The 24,004-nt window shown below is 47.6% G+C and carries 23 protein-coding genes; 3 read left to right on the top strand and 20 right to left on the bottom strand.

From position 1 onward, the window contains the following. The first annotated feature begins 98 nt into the window (after positions 1-98). The gene (locus EOO50_RS00815; RefSeq protein ID WP_290836955.1) at positions 99-851 is read left to right on the top strand and encodes a glucose 1-dehydrogenase; all 753 of its coding nucleotides are present in this window, start codon (positions 99-101) and stop codon (positions 849-851) included. 129 nt (positions 852-980) lie between these two features. On the opposite strand, the gene EOO50_RS00810 is transcribed toward EOO50_RS00815, so the two are convergent. The 16 genes from EOO50_RS00810 to aspS all read right to left on the bottom strand — a co-directional run bounded on the left by EOO50_RS00810 (position 981) and on the right by aspS (position 16,691). Next, positions 981-2,351, bottom strand: coding sequence for an NADH-quinone oxidoreductase subunit N (locus tag EOO50_RS00810; RefSeq protein WP_290836953.1), 1,371 nt, complete (start codon positions 2,349-2,351; stop codon positions 981-983). A 14-nt stretch (positions 2,352-2,365) separates the two neighbouring features. Beyond that, positions 2,366-3,805, bottom strand: coding sequence for an NADH-quinone oxidoreductase subunit M (locus tag EOO50_RS00805; protein WP_290836951.1), 1,440 nt, complete (start codon positions 3,803-3,805; stop codon positions 2,366-2,368). After that, positions 3,805-5,715, bottom strand: a complete 1,911-nt coding sequence (nuoL, locus tag EOO50_RS00800) for an NADH-quinone oxidoreductase subunit L (protein ID WP_290836949.1) — start codon at positions 5,713-5,715, stop codon at positions 3,805-3,807. Before nuoL ends, EOO50_RS00805 begins: the two co-directional genes overlap by 1 nt. 6 nt (positions 5,716-5,721) lie before the next feature. Beyond that, positions 5,722-6,042 carry an NADH-quinone oxidoreductase subunit NuoK gene (nuoK, locus tag EOO50_RS00795; RefSeq protein WP_290836947.1) on the bottom strand — a complete coding sequence of 107 codons (321 nt, stop codon included), beginning with the start codon at positions 6,040-6,042 and terminating at the stop codon, positions 5,722-5,724. Then, positions 6,042-6,557, bottom strand: a complete 516-nt coding sequence (locus tag EOO50_RS00790) for an NADH-quinone oxidoreductase subunit J (protein ID WP_290836945.1) — start codon at positions 6,555-6,557, stop codon at positions 6,042-6,044. The genes nuoK and EOO50_RS00790 overlap by 1 nt, the downstream gene beginning before the upstream one ends. After that, positions 6,557-7,096 carry an NADH-quinone oxidoreductase subunit I gene (locus EOO50_RS00785; RefSeq protein WP_290836943.1) on the bottom strand — a complete coding sequence of 180 codons (540 nt, stop codon included), beginning with the start codon at positions 7,094-7,096 and terminating at the stop codon, positions 6,557-6,559. Before EOO50_RS00785 ends, EOO50_RS00790 begins: the two co-directional genes overlap by 1 nt. A gap of 159 nt (positions 7,097-7,255) precedes the next feature. After that, the gene (gene nuoH / locus EOO50_RS00780) at positions 7,256-8,308 is read right to left on the bottom strand and encodes an NADH-quinone oxidoreductase subunit NuoH (RefSeq protein ID WP_290836941.1); all 1,053 of its coding nucleotides are present in this window, start codon (positions 8,306-8,308) and stop codon (positions 7,256-7,258) included. After that, positions 8,308-9,351, bottom strand: coding sequence for a 2Fe-2S iron-sulfur cluster-binding protein (locus EOO50_RS00775; RefSeq protein ID WP_290836939.1), 1,044 nt, complete (start codon positions 9,349-9,351; stop codon positions 8,308-8,310). The genes nuoH and EOO50_RS00775 overlap by 1 nt, the downstream gene beginning before the upstream one ends. Positions 9,352-9,596: 245 nt before the next feature. Beyond that, a complete protein-coding gene (gene nuoF, locus EOO50_RS00770; RefSeq protein WP_290836937.1) occupies positions 9,597-10,961 on the bottom strand; it encodes an NADH-quinone oxidoreductase subunit NuoF in 1,365 nt (454 codons plus the stop codon). Beyond that, positions 10,936-11,490, bottom strand: coding sequence for an NAD(P)H-dependent oxidoreductase subunit E (locus tag EOO50_RS00765; protein WP_290836935.1), 555 nt, complete (start codon positions 11,488-11,490; stop codon positions 10,936-10,938). Before EOO50_RS00765 ends, nuoF begins: the two co-directional genes overlap by 26 nt. 125 nt (positions 11,491-11,615) lie before the next feature. Further along, positions 11,616-12,851 (bottom strand): NADH-quinone oxidoreductase subunit D, encoded by a 1,236-nt coding sequence (locus EOO50_RS00760; RefSeq protein ID WP_290836934.1) that lies wholly within the window; start codon positions 12,849-12,851, stop codon positions 11,616-11,618. Next, positions 12,851-13,378 carry an NADH-quinone oxidoreductase subunit C gene (locus EOO50_RS00755; RefSeq protein ID WP_290836932.1) on the bottom strand — a complete coding sequence of 176 codons (528 nt, stop codon included), beginning with the start codon at positions 13,376-13,378 and terminating at the stop codon, positions 12,851-12,853. Before EOO50_RS00755 ends, EOO50_RS00760 begins: the two co-directional genes overlap by 1 nt. A 4-nt stretch (positions 13,379-13,382) precedes the next feature. Continuing rightward, entirely contained in the window at positions 13,383-13,937 is a 555-nt protein-coding gene (locus tag EOO50_RS00750) for an NADH-quinone oxidoreductase subunit B (RefSeq protein ID WP_290836930.1), read from the bottom strand. Positions 13,938-14,062: 125 nt separating this feature from the next. After that, a complete protein-coding gene (locus tag EOO50_RS00745) occupies positions 14,063-14,428 on the bottom strand; it encodes an NADH-quinone oxidoreductase subunit A (RefSeq protein WP_290836928.1) in 366 nt (121 codons plus the stop codon). A gap of 186 nt (positions 14,429-14,614) precedes the next feature. Then, positions 14,615-14,812 (bottom strand): cold shock domain-containing protein, encoded by a 198-nt coding sequence (locus EOO50_RS00740; RefSeq protein ID WP_290836926.1) that lies wholly within the window; start codon positions 14,810-14,812, stop codon positions 14,615-14,617. 127 nt (positions 14,813-14,939) lie between these two features. Continuing rightward, on the bottom strand, positions 14,940-16,691 hold the full coding sequence (aspS, locus tag EOO50_RS00735) for an aspartate--tRNA ligase (protein WP_290836924.1): 1,752 nt from the start codon (positions 16,689-16,691) through the stop codon (positions 14,940-14,942). Positions 16,692-17,332: 641 nt separating this feature from the next. Between aspS and EOO50_RS00730 the strand changes: the two genes are divergently transcribed. Together EOO50_RS00730 and EOO50_RS00725 are read left to right on the top strand one after the other, a co-directional pair. After that, positions 17,333-18,316, top strand: a complete 984-nt coding sequence (locus EOO50_RS00730; protein ID WP_290836922.1) for a TlpA disulfide reductase family protein — start codon at positions 17,333-17,335, stop codon at positions 18,314-18,316. A 169-nt stretch (positions 18,317-18,485) separates the two neighbouring features. Then, entirely contained in the window at positions 18,486-18,830 is a 345-nt protein-coding gene (locus EOO50_RS00725; protein ID WP_290836920.1) for a membrane-binding protein, read from the top strand. A 131-nt stretch (positions 18,831-18,961) separates the two neighbouring features. Here EOO50_RS00725 and EOO50_RS00720 read toward each other — a convergent pair whose 3' ends face one another. The 4 genes from EOO50_RS00720 to EOO50_RS00705 all read right to left on the bottom strand — a co-directional run bounded on the left by EOO50_RS00720 (position 18,962) and on the right by EOO50_RS00705 (position 23,805). Then, positions 18,962-20,503: a PepSY domain-containing protein gene (locus tag EOO50_RS00720; protein ID WP_290836918.1), complete on the bottom strand. Its 1,542-nt coding sequence runs from the start codon at positions 20,501-20,503 to the stop codon at positions 18,962-18,964. Positions 20,504-20,633: 130 nt separating this feature from the next. Further along, the gene (locus EOO50_RS00715; protein WP_290836916.1) at positions 20,634-20,918 is read right to left on the bottom strand and encodes a hypothetical protein; all 285 of its coding nucleotides are present in this window, start codon (positions 20,916-20,918) and stop codon (positions 20,634-20,636) included. Between the two features lies 1 nt (position 20,919). Beyond that, on the bottom strand, positions 20,920-21,255 hold the full coding sequence (locus tag EOO50_RS00710; protein WP_290836915.1) for a hypothetical protein: 336 nt from the start codon (positions 21,253-21,255) through the stop codon (positions 20,920-20,922). A 69-nt stretch (positions 21,256-21,324) separates the two neighbouring features. Continuing rightward, complete coding sequence (locus tag EOO50_RS00705; RefSeq protein WP_290836913.1) at positions 21,325-23,805, bottom strand: TonB-dependent receptor; 2,481 nt, start codon at positions 23,803-23,805, stop codon at positions 21,325-21,327. Positions 23,806-24,004 lie beyond the last annotated feature (199 nt).

Genomic DNA, 24,004 nt, shown 5'->3' with positions numbered 1-24,004 from the left:
TTTTTGTGCAAAAGTTAATCAAATGTCAATGTTCAATTAATGCTGTTTTTTGAAGCAATGAAGCCGTAACTTTAATAGAGAATAAAAAATCATTCATTATGACACTATTAAAAGATAAAGTGGCCGTGGTATCGGGCGGAGGTTCCGGAATCGGTTTGGCCACGGCTTTGGCGTATGCACGCGAAGGCGCAAAAGTTGTGATTACTGACGTGAACGCCGAACACGGTGAAGCCGCAGCACAAAAGATCAAAGACAATGGAGGCGATGCGTTCTTCATCAAATCCGATGCTTCGAAAGCCGCCGACAATAAAAAGGTCGTCGAAGAAACCGTCGCAAAATACGGTCGCCTCGACATCGGGTTCAACAACGCGGGAATCGGAGGAAAACCGGCACCGACCGGGGAAACCGATCCCGAGGAATGGGACAAAGTTGTCGCACTCAATTTAAGCGGCGTTTTCTATGCGTGCCGCTACCAACTGGAACAGATGGAAAAACAGGGCGGAGGCGTAATCGTAAACATGGCGTCCATTCACGGGACGGTCGCGGCTCCTATGAACGCGGCGTACACGGCTACGAAACACGGCGTAGTCGGATTGACGAAGAACATCGCGGTCGAATACGGCCAAAAGAACATCCGTTGCAACGCCGTCGGTCCGGGATATATCGAAACGCCTTTGGTAAAATCGAGCCTTGACGCCGAAGCACTCAAAACGTTGGAAGGAAAAGCGGCATTGAACCGATTGGGTCAACCTGAGGAAATCGCCGAACTCGTGATCTTCTTGAGTTCCGACAAATCGTCGTTCACTACGGGAAGTTACTTTATTTCAGACGGCGGATATACGGCTGTTTAGTCGAAAGTTGAAAGTCGAAAGTCTAAAGTCTAAAGTCGAAAGTCGTAAAGTCTTAAAGGCCGTTTTCTAAGAATGAATCATCATCATGAACGGTCCTTATGACTTTACGATTTTCGACTTTATGGCTTCTTACGGGATCAATCCGATAACACACGACGGATACAATCCGATCGCAATATTCAATAAAATCGAAACAGCGGCGACTGCGTAGAACGCGAATGGCGTCGTAGTCGGTGTTTCAGTAGCGTCTTTGTTGTACATCGCCAGAATCAGCTTGAAATAATAACCGACACTGATGATCGAGTTGATTACGGCTGCAATCACGACGGCGATATAACCGGCTTGGATGGTTTGTGTGAACAACGAGAATTTCGCGAAGAATCCGGCAAAAATCGGGATTCCGGCCATCGAAAGCAAAGCGGCCGTAAGTACTGCGGCAAGGAAAGGTTTTGTCTTCCCGAGGCCGTTTAAATTGTAGACTTCCTCATTGTCTTTGTCGCGACACACGTAAAGGATTACCGCAAACGCAGCGATTCCCGCCAATGTGTAAGCCGACGCATAGTACAACAGCGTTCCCGCCGATGATCGGATATTGAGCAATGTCATCAACATATAACCCGCATGCGAAATACCTGAAAACGCAAGCATCCGTTTCACGTTCGATTGTCGCAATGCCATGATGTTCCCGACGGTCATCGACAAGATCGAAACGATCATGATCACGACTTCATATTCATATGAAATATTCGCGTTCATTCCCGTAAGCAACTTGTAGAACGTGGCCATAGCAACGACTTTCGCGAGCGTACTCATGATTGCGGTCGTCAATGCAGGCGAACCTTCGTAGACGTCGGGTGCCCAAAAATGGAACGGAACCGCGGCGATCTTGAACAACATCCCGATCGTGAGCAATACGATGCCGATGAAGAACCATTCCGGTAATTCGGCCGATCCGGTGAGTTCAGAGATTTCCTGTATGTCGAACGTTCCCATCGCGCCGTAGATCAGGCAAATCCCGAAAAGGATGATTCCCGACGCGAAGGATCCCATAAGGAAATATTTCATCCCGGCTTCGTTGCTTCGCACATTGAGGCGATTGCTCGCGGCCAAGATATAAAGTGAAATCGAAAGGATTTCGATCCCAAGGAAGAACATGGACAGGTTGCCGAACGATACCATCGCGATCGCGCCCGCCAACATAAATAGTTTGATCGAAATGAAGTCGGAGATCTTCGCCGGCGCGTTTCGGTAAAAATCGTGGCTAAGCCCGACGATGAAAACCATAAGCACGATAAACAAAGACGAAAACGAAACCGAGAAATTGCTGGTCACGACCATATTGCCGTAATGGCTTTGTTCGTGCCCGTAATCGGCAACCGTAATGGCAAGCGCGCCAAGCAATCCGATGATGGTAAACGGTATGATCGCCTTGCGCCAGTTCATGATCTCGAACAAAAGGCACAAAACACCTAATCCCGTTATTGCCAGTAATGTATTCATGTGTCAGTCTCGAATTAGAATCTTTGTGTGTATTTTAAAATTTCCTGGATGCTTGGCGTGATGAGCTCGTTGATCGGTTTCGGATACAGTCCGAAGAAGAACAAAACGGCAATGATCACGACCATCGTCAAACCTTCCTGGAACGTGATGTCGCGGAATGGTTTCGCGTTCGACTCGCCCAACATGACGTTCTGGAACATCTTGAGCATGTAGTAAGCGCCTAGAATTATCGTAAGTCCGCCCAAAACCGCGAACCAGATGCCAACATTTGAAAGTCCGTACAATACGGTGAATTCGCCCACGAAGTTAAACGTCGACGGCAAAGCGACCGATGCCAACACCAGAATCATGAACATCGAGGTGAATTTTGGCGCTTGTGTTCGGATGCCGCCCATTTCTGAGATTTCACGTGTTTGGTAACGACGATAGATCACGTCGGCCGCGAAGAACAAACCGACGATCACGAAACCGTGGGAAATCATTTGCAGAACCGCGCCACGCAAACCGTCGACAGTCAACGAATATGCGCCAGCGGCAATCAACCCGACGTGAGCCAATGACGAATAAGCGAGTAATTTTTTCAAGTCCTTCTGACGCAACGCGACGATCGAACCGTAAATCGTTCCAGCGATCCCGAATCCGATGAATACTTTCATGAACGTGATCGCAGCCATAGGCGCAATCGGTAATTGCCAACGCAACACGCTGTACAATCCCATTTTGAGCATGATTCCCGATAGCAACATCGTACCCGCAGTCGGTGCTTTTTGGTAGACTGCAGCCTGCCAGGAGTGGAACGGGATGAGTGGAATCTTGATCGCATAAGCGGCGAAGAAGCCAAGGAAAATCCAAAACTGTTCGTTTTCGCTAAGATCGACCGTACTCAACGTCCCGACGAGGAAACTTCCGGTTTTCGTGTATAAATAAGCGAATGCGGCCAACATGAAAAGCGAACCCGCAAACGTGTAGATGAAGAATTTGACGACGGCTTTTTGTCGGTCTTTCGGATCGCCGTTACCCCAAAGCAACGCGATGAAGTAAATCGGGACAAGCGCGAGTTCCCAGAAAATGTAATAGAGCAAGCCGTCGGCGGCAAGGAACGTCCCGACCATCGCGAATCCCATGAACAGGATCAGCGCGTGGAACGATTTGGCGTTTTTGGTCTCGCTTCCGAACGTCGAATAAATGATGATCGGCAACAACGACGTCGTGAGCAACAACATCGCAAGAGAAAGTCCGTCTCCGTTGAGTGCGAAATACACGGTCGGGATGTCCATCCAACGCCTGATAAAGGCAACGTCTTGATTGCAGTTGTGATGGTAAAGCAGCACAAGCGAAACGGCCAATGCGGCTACACTGAACAACAGTGAAACGCGCGGCGCCCATTTATCGCCCGAGAGAAACGTGACGAACGTTCCTGCTAAAAGTAAAATCAGAATACTACTTACATCCATTACTTATTGATTATTTTATTGTAGAACAAACAGGTGATGATGGCCACGACGCCCAATGTGAATGCGAAAAGGTAACGTCCGACGCTTCCGTTTTGCAGCAATTTTCCTTTGTCTCCGATGGCGTTCGTGAATTTTCCAAGCCCGAAAACAAATCCTGAAAGCGCTGTTTCCAAGGTGTCGCGGAAGAATTTCGAAGCCGCGTTTATCGGGTTGACGATGAGCGATTCGTAAATTTCATCAATGTAATATTTGTTGTAAAGCACTTTTTGGAAGCCTGTGATTTCGTCGTCGGCCGGCGGAACTTCGCCTTTCTTTAGGTATTTCGCATACGCCAGACCAATTCCGATCAATCCGCCCACGACGGCGATCGCCATCAACATATATGCGGTGTTGTCCAAATGGTGTTCGCCTTCGCCTTTGTGCGCAATGATCGGTTCCAGGTAATGGTTGAGCCAGCTGTTTCCAGGCAAACTCAACAATCCGCCGACCGTGGCCAAAATCGCGAGAACGATTAGCGGGAACGTAATCAGCGCAGGACTTTCATGCAGGTGGTGTTTTTGTTCGTCGGTACCGCGGAATTCCTTGAAGAATGTGAGGTACAACAATCGGAACATATAAAATGCGGTCATGATCGAAGCAAGCGACGCAAGAACCCAAAGGCCTTTATCGGCATGGAACGCGGTCATCAGGATCTCGTCTTTCGAGAAGAAACCTGAAAACGGCGGAATACCTGAAATCGCGAGAGACGAAATCAAGAACGTCACATACGTTACCGACATCCATTTCTTGAGTCCGCCCATATTTCGCATGTCCTGTTCGCCGTGCATCGCGTGGATCACCGATCCCGAACCAAGGAACAAACACGCCTTGAAGAACGCATGCGTAATCACGTGGAAAACCGCAACTTCATAAGCGCCCAAGCCCAAAGCCAGGAACATCAAGCCGAGTTGTGAAACGGTAGAATAGGCGAGTACTTTCTTGATATCGTTCTGCACGAGTCCGATCGTCGCGGCGATCAATGCCGTCACAGCTCCTACGATTGCAATGATCGTATTCACGGTTTGCATGTCGGCCGAGTCGATCGAGAAGATGAAGTTCAAACGCGTGATCATGAAAATTCCCGCAGTTACCATCGTCGCCGCGTGAATCAACGCCGACACCGGAGTCGGGCCAGCCATCGCATCGGGCAACCAAGTGTACAATGGAATCTGGGCCGACTTTCCGCAAGCTCCGATGAACAAAGCAAGCGCCGCACCCGCGACCATATAGGTATCGGCATTGTTTCCGCCACCGAGTACGACGGTTTTCAAAGACGCGTAATCGAGTGTGTTGAACAAATGCCCGAGGATGAACATTCCGATAAGAAAGCCTAAATCCCCGATTCGGTTCATGATGAACGCCTTCTTGGCCGCGTCGTTGTAATCCTGATTTTTGTACCAGAATCCGATGAGCAGGTACGAACACAGACCAACGCCTTCCCATCCGATGAACATCACCAAAAGGTTGCTGCCCGTAACGAGCGTGACCATGAAGAAGATGAACAAGTTGAGGTACGCGAAGAATTTATGTCGGTTCTCGTCATCGTGCATGTACGAGATCGAATACAGGTGAATCAACGATCCGATTCCCGTCACGAACATGAGCCAAAGCAACGACAATTGGTCAAGCAAGATCCCGAAGTCAACCTGGAATTTCCCCAATTGAATCCAATCGAAAAGCTTCACGGTAACCGCTTGTCCGGTCTGGTTGATGCCGATGAAATATTTAAGCGTGACGAGGAAAGAAACGAACACCGCGAATGTCGCCAAATAACCGGCGCCGTTGTGCCCAAGCTTTTTCCCGAAGAAAACGTTGATAAGGAATCCCGCGAACGGAGCCAGTAATAAAAGTAAAATGTAAGCTGTATCCATGCGCGCTTATCCTTTGAGATTTTTTAGATTATCGAGGTCGATCGAACCAAGGTTTCGGAATATCGATACCACGATGGCAAGCCCGACGGCAACTTCAGCCGCGGCAACCGCCATTGAAAAGAATACGAAAACCTGTCCCTGCGCATCCTGATGATAGGTCGAGAATGCAACGAACAACAAGTTGACAGCGTTGAGCATGATTTCGATGCTCATGAAAACGATGATCGCATTGCGTCGGTACAAAACCCCGAAAACACCAATGCTGAACAAAATCACGCACAGGAAAATATAATTTTCAATACCGATCTGGTTAAGGACATTTCCCATTATTTCTTTTCGATTTTTTCACGTTTAGACAATAGCACCGCTCCGATCATTCCCACCAACAAAAGCACCGAAGCGAATTCGAACGGCACCATATATTCGTTGAGCAAAACTTTTCCGAGGACTTTAATCGACTGGTAATCTTCGCCAGTATGGTCGTAGTCGCCCACGATCGGTTTGGTTTGTATGAAGATCGCGAGCAGGACCAACGATGTCAAGATAAAGATGATCGCGGCTCCGAGTCGCGTCACGCGCGGTTTGTGCACTTCGTCTTCCTTGTTCAAGTTCATGAGCATGACCGTAAACAGGAACAAGATCATGATCGCGCCCGAATACACGATAATATGAACGACGGCCAAAAACTGGGCGTTGAACAACAAGTAATGACCCGCGACCGAGAAGAAACACAACACCAAATAAATCGCGCTGTGAATCGGTTGTTTCGTGAAAATCGTAAGGAATGCAGTGGCTAACGTGATCGCCGACAGTACGCAAAAAATGATTAAAACTGTAGACATTAGTTCTTGTTTTTAGAATTCGCCATCGCCATTTCAAGCGGCATGACCAATTTGTCTTTCCCGAAGATGAAGTCCTCGCGCTCGTAACTCGCAGGTACCAAAACTTTCGATTCGGTCAGGTAGATCGCGTCTTTCGGACAGGCTTCTTCGCACAATCCGCAGAAAATACAACGCAACATATTGATTTCGTAGACTGACGCGTATTTCTCTTCGCGGTACAAATGTTTCTCGTCAGGTTTGCGTTCCGCCGACGTCATCGTGATCGCCTCAGCCGGGCAAGACAACGCACAAAGCCCGCAAGCCGTGCAGTTCTCGCGTCCTTGTTCGTCGCGTTTCAGCATGTGTTGTCCGCGCCAAACCGCCGCTCTCGTGCGCACTTCCTCAGGATATTTCACCGTGACTTTGCGCGTGAACAAGTGACCGATCGTGATCCAAAGACCTTTCACGATCGCCACGAGATACAGGCTTTCCCAAAAAGTCATCTTTTTGTTCGAAACCTCTTTTTTGCGTCCGGATAAGGACATCGTTTCTACTGACATTTTTTATTTTTTATTCGCTTGCAGCGATTTTTTATTTTTATTTGGAGCTAATCCCGCTATCCGCTGTATCTTTTATGCTGGAACTTCCGGATTAGGGGAAAATTTCGGTTAGCATAAAAGGATGCCGCTGCTATCGGGGCTAGGGTTGCAACCTCCGTATTAAAATCCGAGGTACGCCATCAATTCTTCTCTCACCATCACGATTCCCGTAATGAAAATATTCGCGATCGCGAGCGGGATCAAACCTTGCCAACCCAAACGCATCAATTGGTCGTAACGGAATCTCGGGATTGTCCATCGTACCCACATGAAGAAGAAAATGAACGCGCATATCTTGATGAACAACACGACAATTCCTAATATATTGGCAGGATTCACGCCCCAGTTTTCGACGGCCCATTCCATTCCGGGATAATTATATCCGCCAAAATAAAGCACCGACAAAATCGTAGACGAGATGAACATGCTCGCGTATTCGGCGAACAAATAGAATCCCATTCGCATCGATGAATATTCGGTGTGATAACCTCCGATTAGCTCAGCCTCACATTCGGCCAAATCGAATGGCGTCCTGTTGGTTTCCGCAAACGAGCAAACGAGGAAAATTATGAACCCTAAAGGCTGATAAAAAACATTCCAGTTCATTCCGGCTTGTTGCATCGAAATTTCCTTCAAGCTCAACGTTCCGCTCATCATAAGCAACGCGATCAACGACAATCCCATCGCGACTTCGTATGAAATCATCTGTGACGAGGCGCGCATCGCACTCATGAGCGAGAATTTGTTGTTCGATGCCCAACCGCCGATCATGATTCCGTAAACCCCAACCGACAAGACTCCGAACACATACAATATGGAAACGTCGATATCGGTCGCCTGCAAAATCACGGTTCTTCCCATGATCTCGAGTTTGTCGCCCCAAGGAATCACGGCGCTCGTCATCAAAGCCACGCTCATTGAAATGGCCGGCCCCACAACGAACAGGAATTTGTTTGGCGTATTCGGTAAAAATTCCTCTTTTGAAAAGAGTTTCAAACCGTCGGCAAGCGGTTGCAGCAACCCGAAAGTTCCCGCACGGTTCGGCCCGATGCGATCCTGAAGCCATGCTGCGACTTTCCTCTCGGCCCAAGTCGAGTACATCGCAGCTAACATCGTAATCGCGAAAATGGTGAATATAAACACCGATTTTTCTATGAGTATCGCGCTGTCCATTATACGTTTCCTTCTTTAAATACTTCTTGTTCTTCAGTGCGCAACGGTCGTGACGCCATCGAGATTTTGCGTCGGTCTTCGTCTCGGCCGAGCAGGATTTTCTCTTCGGTCTCGATGATGACAGGCTCGATTTTTCTCGTATAGTTATTCGCGTTGATAACCGAATCCTTCTCGAAACGGCGCGGTCCTTCAATGACCCAATCTTTCACGTCCTTGTGGTCGAAACGACATTCGTTACAGATGAATTCCTCAACTTCATGATATTCATCTTTTCTTCCCGTGACGCGTTGGATCTCGTTTCCGAACATCCAAACCGTCGTCTTTCCGCAACATTTCGTGCAATCGCGGTGCGCGTTGTACGGTTTGTTGAACCAGACGCGTTGTTTGAATCGGAACGTCTTATCGGTCAAAGCGCCAACAGGACAAACGTCGATCATATTTCCTGAGAACTCGTTGTCGATTGCTTTCGAGATGCACGTCGAGATGTTCGAATGATCGCCTCGGTCCAAAACACCGTGCACGCGTCCATCGGTCAGTTGATCGGCGACCATCACGCAACGGTAGCACAAGATGCAACGGTTCATATGCAATTGGATGTTCGGGCCGATATCCTCAGGTTCGAACGTCCTTTTTTCTTCGATGAATCTCGTTTCCGATTTCCCGTGCTTGAAACTCAAATTCTGCAGATCACATTCGCCGGCCTGGTCGCAAACAGGGCAATCGAGCGGGTGATTGATAAGCAGAAATTCAGTTACCGATTTTCGGGCGTCGGTCACGCGTTCTGAAGCGGTGCTGTTGACTTCCATTCCGTCCATTACGCCGGTCACGCATGAGGCGACGAGTTTTGGCATCGGACGCGGATCAGCCTCGCTTCCTTTTGAAACCTCTACCAAACAACAACGGCATTTTCCGCCACTGCCTTTGAGTTTCGAGTAATAGCACATCGCCGGAGGAACCGATTCGCCCCCGATCATGCGCGCCGCCTGCAGGATCGTGGTTCCTGGTTCGACGTCTATGCTTTGACCATCTATGGTTACTTTCATATTTTAGACTAATGACGAAAGACAAATGACTAAGGACATGGCTTTCGGATTAATTTTAGACGAATGACGAAAGACGAATGTCGAAGGACTCAGTCAAATCGTTAAATGTCATGTTCTCTTTTTTTTTAGACTAAAGACGAAACACTAAAGCCGAAGGACTATCGTATTTCGTTAACATTTCGTACTCTATTTTGACCAAAAAACCGTCTGACTCGTTCGTCTTTCGTCTTTAGTCATTTGTCTCTTTACGCTTCCTGCTTCGCAACCAAATGCCTAACTTTTTCAAAAGGTTCTTCAACGAAATGATCGCGATTCTTGACCTTTTCAGGGAAACGAACGTGATATTCGAATTCATCGCGGAAATGACGGATCGCCGCCGCAACCGGCCAAGCTGCCGCATCTCCAAGCGGGCAAATCGTATTTCCTTCGATTCGCGCCTGGATGCTCCAAAGCAAATCGATGTCTTCTTCGCGTCCGTGGCCGTTTTCGATGCGGTGCAACACTTTTTCGAGCCAACCCGTTCCCTCGCGGCAAGGCGAACATTGTCCGCAGCTTTCGTGGTGGTAGAAACGAGAGAAATTCCAAGTATTGCGTACGACGCATGACGTATCGTTGTAAACGATGAATCCGCCTGAACCGAGCATCGATCCGGTAGCGAAACCGCCGTCGGACAATGATTCATAGCTCATGAGACGATCTTCGCCGTTCGCTGTTTTATAAATCAAATTGGCTGGCAAAATCGGCACCGATGAACCTCCGGGAACGAAGGCTTTCAAAGGTCGGTCTGATGACATTCCGCCAAGATATTCGTCGGAGTTCATGAATTCGTACACCGATAATCCGAGTTCGATTTCATAAACGCCAGGGTTTTTGATATGGCCAGAGGCTGAGATAAGTTTGGTTCCTGTCGATCTTCCGATGCCGATTTTCGCGTATTCGGCTCCAGAATTGTTCACGATCCAAGGCACGGCTGCAATCGTCTCGACATTGTTTACGACCGTCGGATTCGACCACAAACCTGAAACGGCCGGAAACGGCGGTTTGATTCGTGGATTTCCGCGTTTGCCTTCGAGGGATTCGATAAGTGCGGTTTCTTCTCCGCAGATATAAGCTCCTGCGCCGCAATGCACGTAAAGTTCCAAGTCGTAACCTGAACCTTTTATGTTTTTTCCGAGCCAACCCGCGGCTTTCGCTTCGGCGATCGCTTTTTCAAGTATGCGGAAAACCCACATGTATTCGCCTCGGATGTAGATATACGAAAGATTCGCGCCCAATGCATACGATGACGTGATCATGCCTTCGATCAAGAGGTGCGGAATGTATTCCATGAGGAAACGGTCCTTGAAGGTTCCCGGTTCCGATTCGTCGGCGTTGCACACCAAATGGCGCGGCTTGCCTGATTTCTTGTCGATGAACGACCATTTCATTCCGGCTGGGAAACCCGCGCCTCCACGCCCGCGAAGGCCTGAAGTCTTGACTTCCTCGACGACTTCGTCGGGTGTCATTTTGAGGGCTTTTTCCACTGACGCGTAACCGCCGTTCTGGCGATACACTTCATAGGATTTGATTCCCGGAACGTTGATCTTATCTAGTAATATCTTCTGTGCCATGGTTTGTCATGTTGATTTTGCCTGCGCGGCAATCTTCGATAAGTTGGTCCACTTTTGCTTCGGTGAGATTTTCGTGATAGAAATCCCCGAGCTGCATCATCGGTGCATAACCACAGGCACCGAGACATTCTACACCTTTCACGGTGAACATGCCGTCAGCCGTTGTCTGGCCATTTTCGACATTGAGTTTTGAACAGGTGTAATCCATCAAATTCTCTACGCCGTTCAAACAGCAAGGTGAAGTCTGGCAGAATTCGAACATGTATTTCCCGATTGGTTTCAGATTATACATCGAATAGAAACTTGCGACTTCGTACACTTCGATAGGCTGGATCCCGATGATTTCGGCGACCTTGTCCATCAATTCGATGCTGAGCCAGTTGTCGTGCGCGTCCTGGACTTCGTGCAGGATGGGAAGCAATGCCGATTTGCGCTTGTCGTCAGGGTAATGGCTGAACAACTCGTTGATGCGCGCCAGTAAGGCGTCGGTAATGTTTATGTCTTGATGTATTCTAATCGAACGATCCATCTTTTTCTCCTTTAATTATGAATTATAAATTATGAATTATGAATTCTTCGATCCGCTAAGCGGAACGATACGATTTCATATTCACGATTCTCAATTCATAATTCATAATTTATAATTCATAATTTTTACGCGTCGAGCTCGCCCGCAATCACATTCAAACTCGAAAGCGTCGCGATCGCGTCACTGAGCATTTGCCCGCGAACCATGTCGTTGAACGCCTGGTAATAAATAAAACACGGACGGCGGAAGTGCAAACGGTATGGTGTGCGGCTTCCGTCGGTCGTCAAATAAAATCCGAGTTCCCCGTTTCCGCCTTCGACCGCGAAATACACTTCGGTAACCGGAACCGGCACTTCGCCCATGATGATCTTGAAATGATAAATCAGCGATTCCATATTGTGGTACACGTCTTCTTTTGGCGGAAGGTAATAATCGGGAACGTCGGCGTGGTATGGACCTTCAGGCATTTTGTCTAGCGCCTGACGGATGATTTTGAGCGATTCCCAAACCTCGGCGTTTCGCACACAAAAACGGTCGTACGTATCGCCCGATTTCCCGACAGGAACGTCGAATTCGAAATCTTCGTACGAGCAATACGGCGACATGACGCGAACGTCGTAGTCGATTCCCGCGGCGCGAAGGTTCGGTCCCGTGAATCCGTATGACATTGCTTTTTCGGCCGAAATCGGTCCGACGTCGATCGTACGGTCCATGAAAATTCGGTTGCGCACCAAAAGGTTTTCGAACTCTTGCCAGATCGGCGGGAATTCTTTCAAAAGCGCTTCGATCTTCTCGAACACGAGCGGCGTCCAATCGCGTTCGAAACCTCCGATTCTTCCCATGTTCGTCGTCAGGCGCGCGCCACAGATTTCTTCGTAGATTTCGTATATTTTTTCCCGGTATTGGAATACGTAAAGGAAACCGGTCAATGCGCCGGTGTCGACACCCAAAACCGAGTTACAGATGATGTGGTCGGCGATACGCGCGAGTTCCATCACGATCACGCGCATGTATTGCACGCGTTTCGGGATTTCGATGTTGAGTGCTTTTTCAACCGTCATCCACCAACCGAAATTGTTGATCGGAGACGAACAATAGTTCATACGGTCAGTAAGCGGTGTGATCTGGTAAAACGGACGGTTCTCGGCGATCTTCTCGAACGCGCGGTGAATGTATCCGACCGTGGCTTCCCCGTCGAGGATTCGTTCCCCGTCCATCAAAAGGATGTTCTGGAAAATCCCGTGGGTCGCCGGGTGTGTCGGCCCGAGGTTCAGTATCGATAGCTCGCTTCCGTCTTCATTCTGGTTGTGTTTGATGACGTCGGCGAAGCGTTGTTCCGGTGGTAATAAGAGGTCTGACATCAGTTCTTGTAATTGTCGGTTTGTCGTCCGAAGAAACGGTCGTCCTTGTCGGTACGTCCGCCGTCTTCCATCGGGAATTCCTTGCGCATCGGGAATGAAACCATCTCGTCCATGTTCAAAATGCGCTTGAGCTGTGGATGTCCTTTAAAGATGATGCCGTAAAAATCATAGGTTTCGCGCTCCTGCCAGTTTGCCCCGAGGAACAATGGCGTCACGCTGTCAATCTCAGGCGCATCGCCTTTGATGTAACACTTGATGCGGATTCTCACGTTGTCGATCCAGTTGTGCATGTGGTACACGACCGAAAATTGTCGGCTGTTGTCGGCATCGGGAAAATGCATGCCGCAAACGTCGGTGAGGAAATTGAAGCGAAGCGTGGCATCTTCCTTCAAATATTTCATGACGTCGAGAATGGATTCCGAATCGACCTCAAACGTCAGTATGTCGTGAATGTTGATGAAATCGCTGACCGAACCGCCGAAACGGTCTGAAAGTGATTGTATGATTACATTGTGTTCTAGAGCCATCGGGTTACGAAATGTTATAAGAAGACAGAAGTTCCTGATATTCGGGCGAACTTCTGCGACGCACCGATTCAGTTCTGACCAAATCCTGCAAACGCAAAATTCCGTCGAGGATTTGCTCAGGACGCGGCGGGCAACCCGGAACGTAAACGTCGACCGGAATTACTTTGTCGATTCCCTGAAGTACCGAATACGTGTCGAAAATTCCACCTGAACACGCACAAGCCCCGACTGATATAACCCATCTCGGCTCGGCCATTTGTTCGTAAACCTGGCGTAAGATCGGCGCCATTTTCTTGGCGATGGTTCCCATTACGAGAAGCATGTCGGCCTGGCGCGGAGAGAAACTCATACGCTCCGATCCAAAACGCGCCACATCATAGTGCGACGCCATCGTGGCCATGAATTCGATTCCGCAACATGAAGTCGCGAACGGTAAAGGCCAAAGTGAATTCGCACGCGCCATCCCGACTACAGAGTCGAGTTTCGTGGCGAAAAAGCCTTCTCCTGAATAACCTTCAGGAGCGTCGGCGGTGTATATTTTTTTTGAAGAATCGTCCATAACGTTATTTTGAGTTCTAAATTTTGAATTTTAAATTTGAGTTCTCGTTAGAGTTGTTGTTTATCGTAATTTTCATCATCATCGGCAGCATTCAACACACAAAATTCAACATTCAAAATAATTAGTTATTCCCATTCAAGCCCTTTCTTGCGGATCACATACACGAACCCGACGATAAGCAGGAACATGAAAATCGACATCTTCGCAAGGCCTTCCAATCCCATTTCCTTGAAATTCGTCGCCCATGGATACATGAAGATCACCTCGACGTCGAACAACACGAACAAAATCGCCACGAGAAAATATTTTACCGAGAACGGAATGCGCGCGTTACCAATGGATTCGATACCACATTCGAAGTTCTTGTCCTTGTTCATCGACTTGCGGCTCGGGCCCAAAAAAGACGACCCGATGATCGTCATGACCACAAAACCTACGGCAAGGCCAAGTTGTATTAGAATCGGAAGATAATCGGCTTGATTGGTTTCCATAGAGAAATAGGCTTTTGAATAACTGCAAAGATAACGGCATCCCCATAAAAAAACAACCCGCGACGGCTGTGGTAATGGTTAGCAACGCTAATTTTTATTGATTATAAATAAGATTGTTACGTATGAAAAAAGCGCCCCCTGACGGAGACGCTTGGCCTTTTGTAAAAACTAGCTATATAGAAGCAATTATTTTAACAATGTTACCTGTGCTGCAACCTTGCCTTTTCGGCCTTCTTCTTCCTCGTAGTTGACTTGGTCGCCTTCCTTGAGGTTTTCGGCTTTTACGCCTGTCGCATGTACGAAGATGTCTTTTCCAGTTTCATCATCGGTGATGAATCCATATCCCTTGGACTCAATGTAGAATTTAATTGTACCTGTACGCATTGTAAATCGGATAAAAAGTTAGATTGTAACAAATTTAAACTTTAATGCGATACGTTGGTTAACTGCGTTAAAAAAAATACAATAAATGCCAATTTTAAGAAAAATTGACGAATTCAATGAGAATTCTCTATTTTACGTCGAGTTTAATTTGCAATTCGTTCAGTTGTAAATCGTTGATGGCCGACGGCGCGTCTATCATCACATCACGGCCCGAATTGTTTTTCGGGAACGCAATGAAATCGCGGATGGTTTCCTGCCCACCCAAAATCGCGGTCAATCGGTCCAGACCGAAAGCCAAACCACCGTGAGGCGGCGCCCCGAACTGGAACGCGTCCATCAAGAACCCGAACTGGTTGCGCGCTTCCTCATCGCTGAAGCCTAAATATTTGAACATCAATTGTTGTGTCGCCTTGTCGTGGATTCGGATCGAACCGCCGCCAATCTCGTTCCCGTTCAACACCATATCGTAAGCGTTCGCGCGCACTTTTCCGGGAGCCGTTTCCAAAAGCGCCATGTCCTCAGGTTTCGGAGACGTGAACGGATGGTGCATCGCATGGTAGCGGCCGCTTTCCTCGTCGAGTTCCAAAAGTGGAAAATCAACGACCCAAAGCGGTGCGAATTCCTCGGGTTTTCTAAGTCCGAGACGCGTTGCGAGTTCCATACGCAAGGCCGAAAGTTGGCTTCTTGTTTTATCGGCGGGACCAGATAACACGAAAATCATGTCGCCGGCTTTCGCGTCCGTAACGTCGGCCCATTTTTTCAAATCGTCCTGATCGTAGAATTTATCGACCGACGATTTGTAAGTTCCGTCTTCGTTGCATTTCACGTACACCATTCCCGATGCGCCGATCTGCGGGCGTTTTACCCAGTCGATCAAGCCGTCGATTTCCTTGCGTGTGAATTCGCCGCATTTCGGGGCCGCGATTCCAACCACCAATTCAGCTGAATTGAAAACGCCGAATTCCTTATGTTGCGCAACCGAATTCAGTTCCCCGAATTCCATCCCGAAACGAATATCCGGTTTGTCGTTTCCGTATGTCTTCATCGCGTGATCGTACGTCATGCGCGGAAATTTGTCGACGTCGATGCCTTTGATTTCCTTCAATAAATGACGCGTCAAACTTTCGAACATATTCAAGATATCTTCTTGCTCGACAAATGCCATTTCGCAGTCGATCTGCGTGAATTCGGGCTGACGGTCAGCGCGCAAATCCTCGTCGCGGAAACATTTTACGATCTGGAAATATTTGTCCATTCCGCCCACCATCAAAAGTTGCTTGAACGTTTGTGGCGATTGCGGCAACGCGTAAAACTGTCCCGGATTCATGCGCGAAGGCACGACGAAATCGCGCGCACCTTCAGGCGTTGACTTGATCAGGTAAGGCGTTTCGACCTCGCAAAATCCTTGATCCGACAAATATTTTCGGACTTCCATCGAAACCTTATGTCGGAACAACAAACTGTTCTTGACGGGATTGCGTCGGATGTCGAGATAACGGTATTTCATGCGCAGTTCCTCGCCACCATCGGTTTCGTCCTCGATCGTGAACGGCGGCAAAAGCGCAGGATTCAAAATGTTGAGTTCGCTCACTAATATTTCGATGTCGCCCGTGGCCATGTTCGGGTTTTTCGACTCGCGCTCGATCACGGTTCCGATGACCTGTATGACGAACTCACGGCCCAACGTGCGCGCCTTTTCGAACACGTCCTTGTCGGTGCGCTCCGAATCGAAAATCAATTGCGTGATCCCGTATCTATCGCGCAAATCGACCCACGACATGAAACCTTTGTCGCGTGACTTCTGCACCCAGCCGGCAAGCGTAACTTGAGAATTGATATGAGACGAATTGAGTTCCCCGCAGGTATGGCTTCTGTACATTTTGTTGAAATTTGGTGCAAAAATAAACATAAAATAGTCAAAAGTCGAAAGTCGAAAGTCAAAAGGACAATCGAGCAGGATTTATCAGCTGTATTTCGCGTTATGACAATCGACTTTCGTATTGATGCAAGTTTAGCAAATGGTATATTTTTTATGCATGGCGCGCAATTGGGAATGCCCGAACTTTGCGATTACGGGGAAAGGGCGATGTCGTCCCTACGAAATCCCGAAATATCTTGAGTGCAGAAAAAATGTACATTTTGCTAAAGTTTTGATGTTGATTTTCAGGAGCTCATTCCCGCTAACCGCTTATAGCTTTCTTGAAATCGCTTGTTTTTCTACGGTTGCGGCGAACTTCCTTCGGTCGTTGCCGCAACCGTGAAAAACCGACGCGATTTCTGCAAAAGGCTATCCGCTTGTATCGGGGCTATTTGTAGTTCACGTAGAACTGGAAGTTTGATTGGATGTGTTGACATCGCTTTTACTGATTTGTGGAAAGTGCAAAGTGCAAAGTACAAAGGCCAAACGATGGTGAAATCAGACGTGAAAACAATATTTTGCTAAGAGAGAACTTTGCACACTGTACTTTGCGCTTTGCACCAAAAAAACCTTTATTTTTACGGGAATCAAAAATCAACAACATGAAGAAAATAGTAGTTGCGATGCTTTTTGCCGCCGCGGGAGTGTTCGCGCAGGATAACAAGGTAAAATTCACCGCCAAGATTGAGAATAGAAATTCGGACACGATCAAAATCGCAAGCCGCACATTCAAAAAAGCGATTCCAATTAAAAACGGAGTTTTTTCGGATACTTTTGAAGTTACTGAAGGTTTCTATCAACTCAACGACGGTGCCGAAACCACAACGATGTACCTGAAACCAGGATCTGACATCAACCTCAAACTCGACGCCAAAATGTTCGACGAAACCTTGGTGTATTCAGGAAAAGGTTCAGCCGAAAGCAACGTAATGGCCGCTTTCTCATTGGGTCAGGAACAACTTGAGCCAGTTATGGAGAAAGGCGATCTTGCAGCCGTGAAAGCTGCTTACGCGAAATTTTCTGAAGGAATCAATGCCAAACTCGCCGACAAAGAAATCAGCGAAACGTTCAAAACCCAACTATTGATGGGCATGAAGCAGGGCGAGGCACAAATGGAGCAAATGTTTGCAGCCAAGGCCGCCCAGGCGAAACTTGAAGGCAGCCAATCGCCACTGTTCGAGTACGAAAACCACAAAGGCGGAAAGACAAAATTGTCTGACCTATATAAAGGTAAATATGTGTACATCGATACTTGGGCGACTTGGTGCGGGCCTTGCCGTCAGGAAATTCCATTCCTTCAAAAAGTCGAGGAAAAATACCACGGCAAGAAAATCGAATTCGTGAGTATCTCAATCGACGAAAAGAAAGATTACGAAAAGTGGAAGAAATTTGTCGTCGAGAAAAAACTCGGAGGCGTTCAATTGTACGCAGACGCCGATTGGAGATCAGAATGGGTACAAGCGTTCGGAATCAATTCGATCCCGCGTTTCATTCTTATCGGGCCTGACGGGAAAGTCGTCGATGCCGATGCGTTCCGTCCGTCGGATCCACAATTGACCGCGCAACTGGATCAGTTACTCAAATAAAAAATAAGGATAAAAAATATCCAATAACTTGAAACCCTGCGTCATTGCAGGGTTTCTTATTTTCCAATGTTAAGTTTTTTCTAATGTTACCAAATTGTTAAGCGAAAGTTTGGTTTGTGTAAAGTACTTCTATATATTTGTTTTGTTATTAACCGAAAAACCTACTATAATGAAAAAGTATTTTATATCTGCGGCGATGTTGGTTTCGGCCCTTGTTTCGGCCCAGGAAACACAACCAAAACTGGAAGCTGTTGGCGATTTAGTGAAAGCTACATATTATTACGATAACGGACAAATTGCCCAGGAAGGTTTCTTCAAGGATGGCAAAGCCGACGGTAAATGGATCGCTTTCGATATGAACGGAAACAAAAAATCAATCGGGGAATACGCTTCAGGTGAGAAGACAGGCAAATGGTTCTTTTGGAACGACGCCGTTTTGAGCGAAGTAGATTATTCGAATAGCCGAATCGCATCGGTCCAAAACTGGAAGCAAGACGCGATCGCGAAAAAATAAGTTCATTTCAAGTAATAGAAAAGGCTGTCAATTTTTTGACAGCCTTTTTTTATGCTTTTTGGTAGGAAAGATATACTTGAATTTTGACGAAATTGGTTTTCTTGCCAAACCTTTGAGGTTTATCCAGACATCTAAACTTTCGCCGTTCTCGATTTTAAAAACGCAAACAAAGTCGCGATAGCCAAGACGTTCCAGAATATATCGATGAACGCGACCTGGAACAATCCTGCGTCAAGCGCCATCCAAAACCAATTACCGGTCAAAATCCCGTTCGTGATCGGAATCGAAAATCCCAAAACACTCCCCGCGGCCAAACAAAAACGAGTCGTAAATCCGTAGTCTTTTTTGAGCAGCAACAGAATCGTGAGCAACAACCATGCTGTGAAATAAAACGCATACAAAAAGTTCATCTCAGCTTCAGGATAGATTTTCACCGCCATGAAAGCTGCCGCCGTAACAGGATACATGCTCATCGAAATGGCGAGATATATACGCACGACGCGGTTGTTGAAACGCTTTTTCTTCGCGTCGGTATTTTTCTTGTTCCGGGCCGTAAGCCATAACATCACGCCCGACAGAATCACGAAACACGTGAGCAATCCCATCACGAAACTCACGATCTTGAGCGTATAACCGGCATAATCGCCATAATGGATTCGGTACAACACGTCTTTTGTGCCCTCGAGATACGAATTGGTTTGATACGGATCTTTCTTTTTGACGATGTTTCCCTTCGCGTCGAAAATCACTTTGCCGATTCCCGTGAATTTCGTCGCCCGTGGGATCGCGCCCTCGGCGATCACGTGCATGTTCGCGTCGCCGTAATTCTGGATTTCGATCATCGTGATGTTGAAATCCTTGAATTGCTTTTTGGCGGTCGCAGCGATTTCGTTGAAATTGATCGCGATCGGAGCGCGCTTGTTCGCAAACTCATATTCAATATTCGTGTAACCCAATTCCCGGTAGAGTTTCGCGTCGTCGCCTTTGTAAAGCGTCATCACGGTAGGAGCGACGAGGAAAATATTGATCAGGAAAAATGCCCCCGTAACCGCGTACACGAATTGGAATGGCATCCCGATCATGCCCAGAGCCGTGTGCGCATCGGTCCACATCGTCTTGAGTTTTTCCTTCGGTCGGAACACATAGAAGTTAGAAATGATCTTTTTCCAATGGACCAAAACGCCCGTGATGATCGCAAAGAGGAAGAACAAGGCCGTGAATCCCGCCAAATAATAACCGTACGGATACGGGATTTGCGCCAAAAAGTGCAATCGGTACAAAAATTCGCCTAGACCGTAAGCCTGGTCGTAGGTCTTCATTTTGTACGTCGTCGGATTTACGTAGAAATACTCGTGTATCCTCGCTTTTTTGTCGGCCAGCGAATCCTTTGTGGGATCGAGATGCGCAATGAATTCCTGCTCGCGGAACGGCCTGCTCAATTGGAACGTCCGACCCTGCAAAATGTATCCGCTGTCAAGTTTTATGAGTGCTTTATCGATGTCGATGTCAAGATATTCGTTGTTGGCGCTCGATTGGTTGTGCTGCCAACTGTTGATGTCGTCGCGAAAAAACGCAAACGAACCCGCGAAGAAAATCACGAACAGCACGACGCTGATCACGATGCCGCTTACGGTGTGAAGGTGAAAGAGAATGTTGTATTTTCTGTTTTCCATAGTTTTCTGTTGATGCGTTGTTTGTTGATGCGTTGATTCGAGTCAATCTCTCGCGTTCAAATTTAAGGTCCAATCGGGAGGCAAGTATTCAAATCAACGCATCAATACATCAACGAATAAACTTTCCGATTCAAACTTGCCCAAGATACCCAATGCCCCAAAACACCGCCGAAACCACCAAATAAAGTCCCCACATTTTCAATCCGCTTTTCGCCAAAAACGTCACGATCATGAGCGTTACCCAAAGTAGGAAACCCGTAAACGCCGTCGTGATGATGACTTCGGGTCGGCTGAACCAACTTGCGAGCATCAAATGAAACGTCATCGAAACTAGATAGCTTCCTAGAATCGCAGCCGAAATCTTCGCGAATCGCGGCCAGAACGCCGGTGTCAAATATTTTTTGTTCGCCGGCATGTCAAAGAAGGAATAAGATTTCGACAATTCCCGACAACACAAAAACCACCAATGCCGATCGCAACGTCACGATTTTCAACGGCGACAACAACACGATCAAACTTCCCGAAACCATCAAGAATACAAAGAAAAGGAATGTTCCGGCTGCGATCCCGCTGTACAAGATTGATAAGGTAAGCGATAATAAAAGCAATCCGACGGCTACTTTTTTAGCTTCGGAAGTATTATCGCGCAACGCATTTTCGATACGCGAGTGGCCAACGTGCACTGCTTTTGCAGAACTGTTGTAACCCGCGAAAAATCCCGAAAACGCAAGAAAGGCGGCAGCGGTTATCATAGGCTGGTCTTTTAGTGCAAAAGCCCCGATCGCGTGATCAGGGCATAATTGCTGTGTTTGTTACTCAAATTAGAACTTGTACGTCAATCCGCCAAGGACGCTTCGCATGTTGCGCGGGTGCACCGTTGACCAACCGTCGAATGTTTCTTTGTTCGTCAAATTATCGACTTTAAGCGTGATCGTGAAATGCTCTTTCGTGTAAAATAGTGACGAGTTCAAAACGGTGTACGACGGAAGCGTGAACGTTCCTGTCGTTGCGCGGTTCATGATGCGGTTCTTGTCGGCGTAGTTTCCACCGAATCCAAGCCCGAAACCGTTCAACGCGCCCGATGAAATCTTGTAGCTCGCCCAAAGGTTCGCCAAATTACGCGGTCCTGCGCTTTCCGGGCGATGACCCACAAATTCCGGATCGCCTTGTCTCAAACGTGCGTCGATATAGCTGTAACCGAACACGATGTTCAATCCGGTGATTGGGTTTGCCGTGATGTCGGCTTCGAAACCGCGGTTCTTTTGCGCTCCGTCCTGACGTGAAACCTGGTCACCGGGAATACCGTCTGTCGGATCTGCATCTGGAAGGAAAACGGTGTACACCGCATCTTCGACCTCGATGTTGAAATAGCTGAACGTAGCCGAAAGTTTATCTCCGAAAAGATTCATTTTCGTGCCGAATTCCAATTGTTTCGCATGTTCAGGACCGAATGTTCTCGGAACCGGCGATCCGCTTACGATGTCCGACGTCGGGCTCGTATTCGTAAATCCGTCCATGTAGTTTCCGAAAACTGAAAGCTTGTCGACGATTGGCTGGTACACCAAACCGAATTTCGGAGAGAAAGCCGTCTGAGCCGTCGGGTTGTCTTGGTTCGCGTCGGCCCAATTGAAGAAACGGTCCACGCGGATACTTGCCATGGCCGAAAGCGCAGGCGTGATGTTCAAGACGTCCGACGCATAGGCGCTGTACACTTCTTGTTTTGTCTTGTTATTGTTGATTGGCGCGCTTTCGAGCAACGCGTCGGTTCCGGCGATCGTAAGGTTTCCGCTGTCGTCGATGAATTGCGTCGGATCAGTGATGCCGAGGACCGCGTTGAACTGGTCAAGCGAGTTACCTACATAAACATATCCGTTCCCGACATAGCCTGAACTGTTGTCTGTATTGGTTCGGTTAAAGTAATCAAGCCCGACAACAATACGGTTTCTCATCTTTCCGATGTTGAAATCCCCGTTGAAGTTCTGTTGGATATCGGTAGTCTGGCCCGTTACGTCCTGGTAGTTCATATATCTCGCAAACGTCACGCCTTCCGTAATCGGCAGGAATTGCGAACCTTCATACAAGTACGAATAATATCCTTGAGACTTTTGCGCACCGCGTGACAAAACGGTTTGAGACGTCCAGTTTTTGTTGATTTTGTATAACATCTGGCCTTGCAACGTGTACGATGGCGTCTCGATCGTAAGTTGGTTGCTCGTGTAAGAACGCTTGTTGTCGTAACCGAATTGGTTCATGTCGACCACGCGAAGTGGCGCGCCGCGGTCAAAGAACAACATGGTCGCGTTCGTGTTTTCGTTGTTCATAATCTCGGCGTTGACCAAGAATGTCAATCGGTCGCTCGCCTCATACGAAAGCGATGGCGCGACGAAAAGTGATTTGCGGAAACCGCTGTCCTGGAAACTGTCTTCCTTGTGATAAGCGGCATTCAAACGGAAATTCAATTTGTGGTCGAGATCCAAAGGCGTGTTGATGTCGGCCGTGATGCGGTTCAAACCGTAGCTTCCCGCGATGTACGAAAGTTCGCCACCGAACGTATTGTAAGGGCGTTTCGTATTGATGTTGATGAGTCCGCCGTACGAGATCAGGCTGCTGCCGAAGAGTGTTCCCGACGGGCCTTTGATGACCTCGATGCGCTCGATGTTCTGAGGATCGAGACCGCTGTTGCTCAAGCCCGGCAAACCGTTGATCATGGTCGGTTGCACTGCAAACCCGCGAAGCGAATAATAACCGGATCCGTCGCCACCGCGTCCCGTGGAAACCCAAAGTTGTGAAAGTCCGGGAGCGTTTTTAAGCGCGTCGTCGAATGAAGTCACGACTTGTTCTTTCAATAATTCTCCTGAAATGGTGTTGTAAACCTGAGGATTTTCGATGTTCTTCAAAGCCATTTTCCCAACGACGGCGCTCTCTTTACGCGCGAAGTGATTGACTTTGTTTCCTTGTACGACGATTTCATCGAGTTCTTCGGCGCCCGAGGTAAGCGTGAAATTCTCAACGATTTCGTCTCCGGCTTTAAGCGTAAGGACTTTTTCCTTGCTTGAATGTCCGACCAAAGTCACGCGCAAAACATACGTGCCAGGCTTCAAGTTTTTGATTTCGTATTCGCCGCTCTCATTCGTAACGGTCCCGATTTGGGTGTTTTTTAGAACGACCGAAGCGTTGTCGGCGTTCTCATTTGTAGATAAAGTGATTTTTCCTTTGACCGTTGCCGTCTGCGCGAAGCCAGTCGAGGCAAACAAAACAGCACATAAAGAAAAAAGTAAATGTTTGATGGTACTTGATTTCATTAGGTTGGATTTTACGGGAGCAAAAATAGAACCCGAAATCGGATACACCAAAATTATTTTTATTTATTCTAAATAAGAGTTAATTCGAGCATTTCATTTGGAAATCGATAAATATTTTGGAAAAAAAAGGAGAAACTGAAATTCTAATCTTAAAACCATAAAAAAACCTGCCCAAATGAGCAGGTTTTAATAAAACGTT

It is taken from the genome of Flavobacterium sp., assembly GCF_004211145.1.
Lineage (GTDB): Bacteria > Bacteroidota > Bacteroidia > Flavobacteriales > Flavobacteriaceae > Flavobacterium.
The sequence above is the reverse complement of the archived record's forward strand: the minus strand, read 5'-3'. Positions and strand labels throughout refer to the sequence as shown.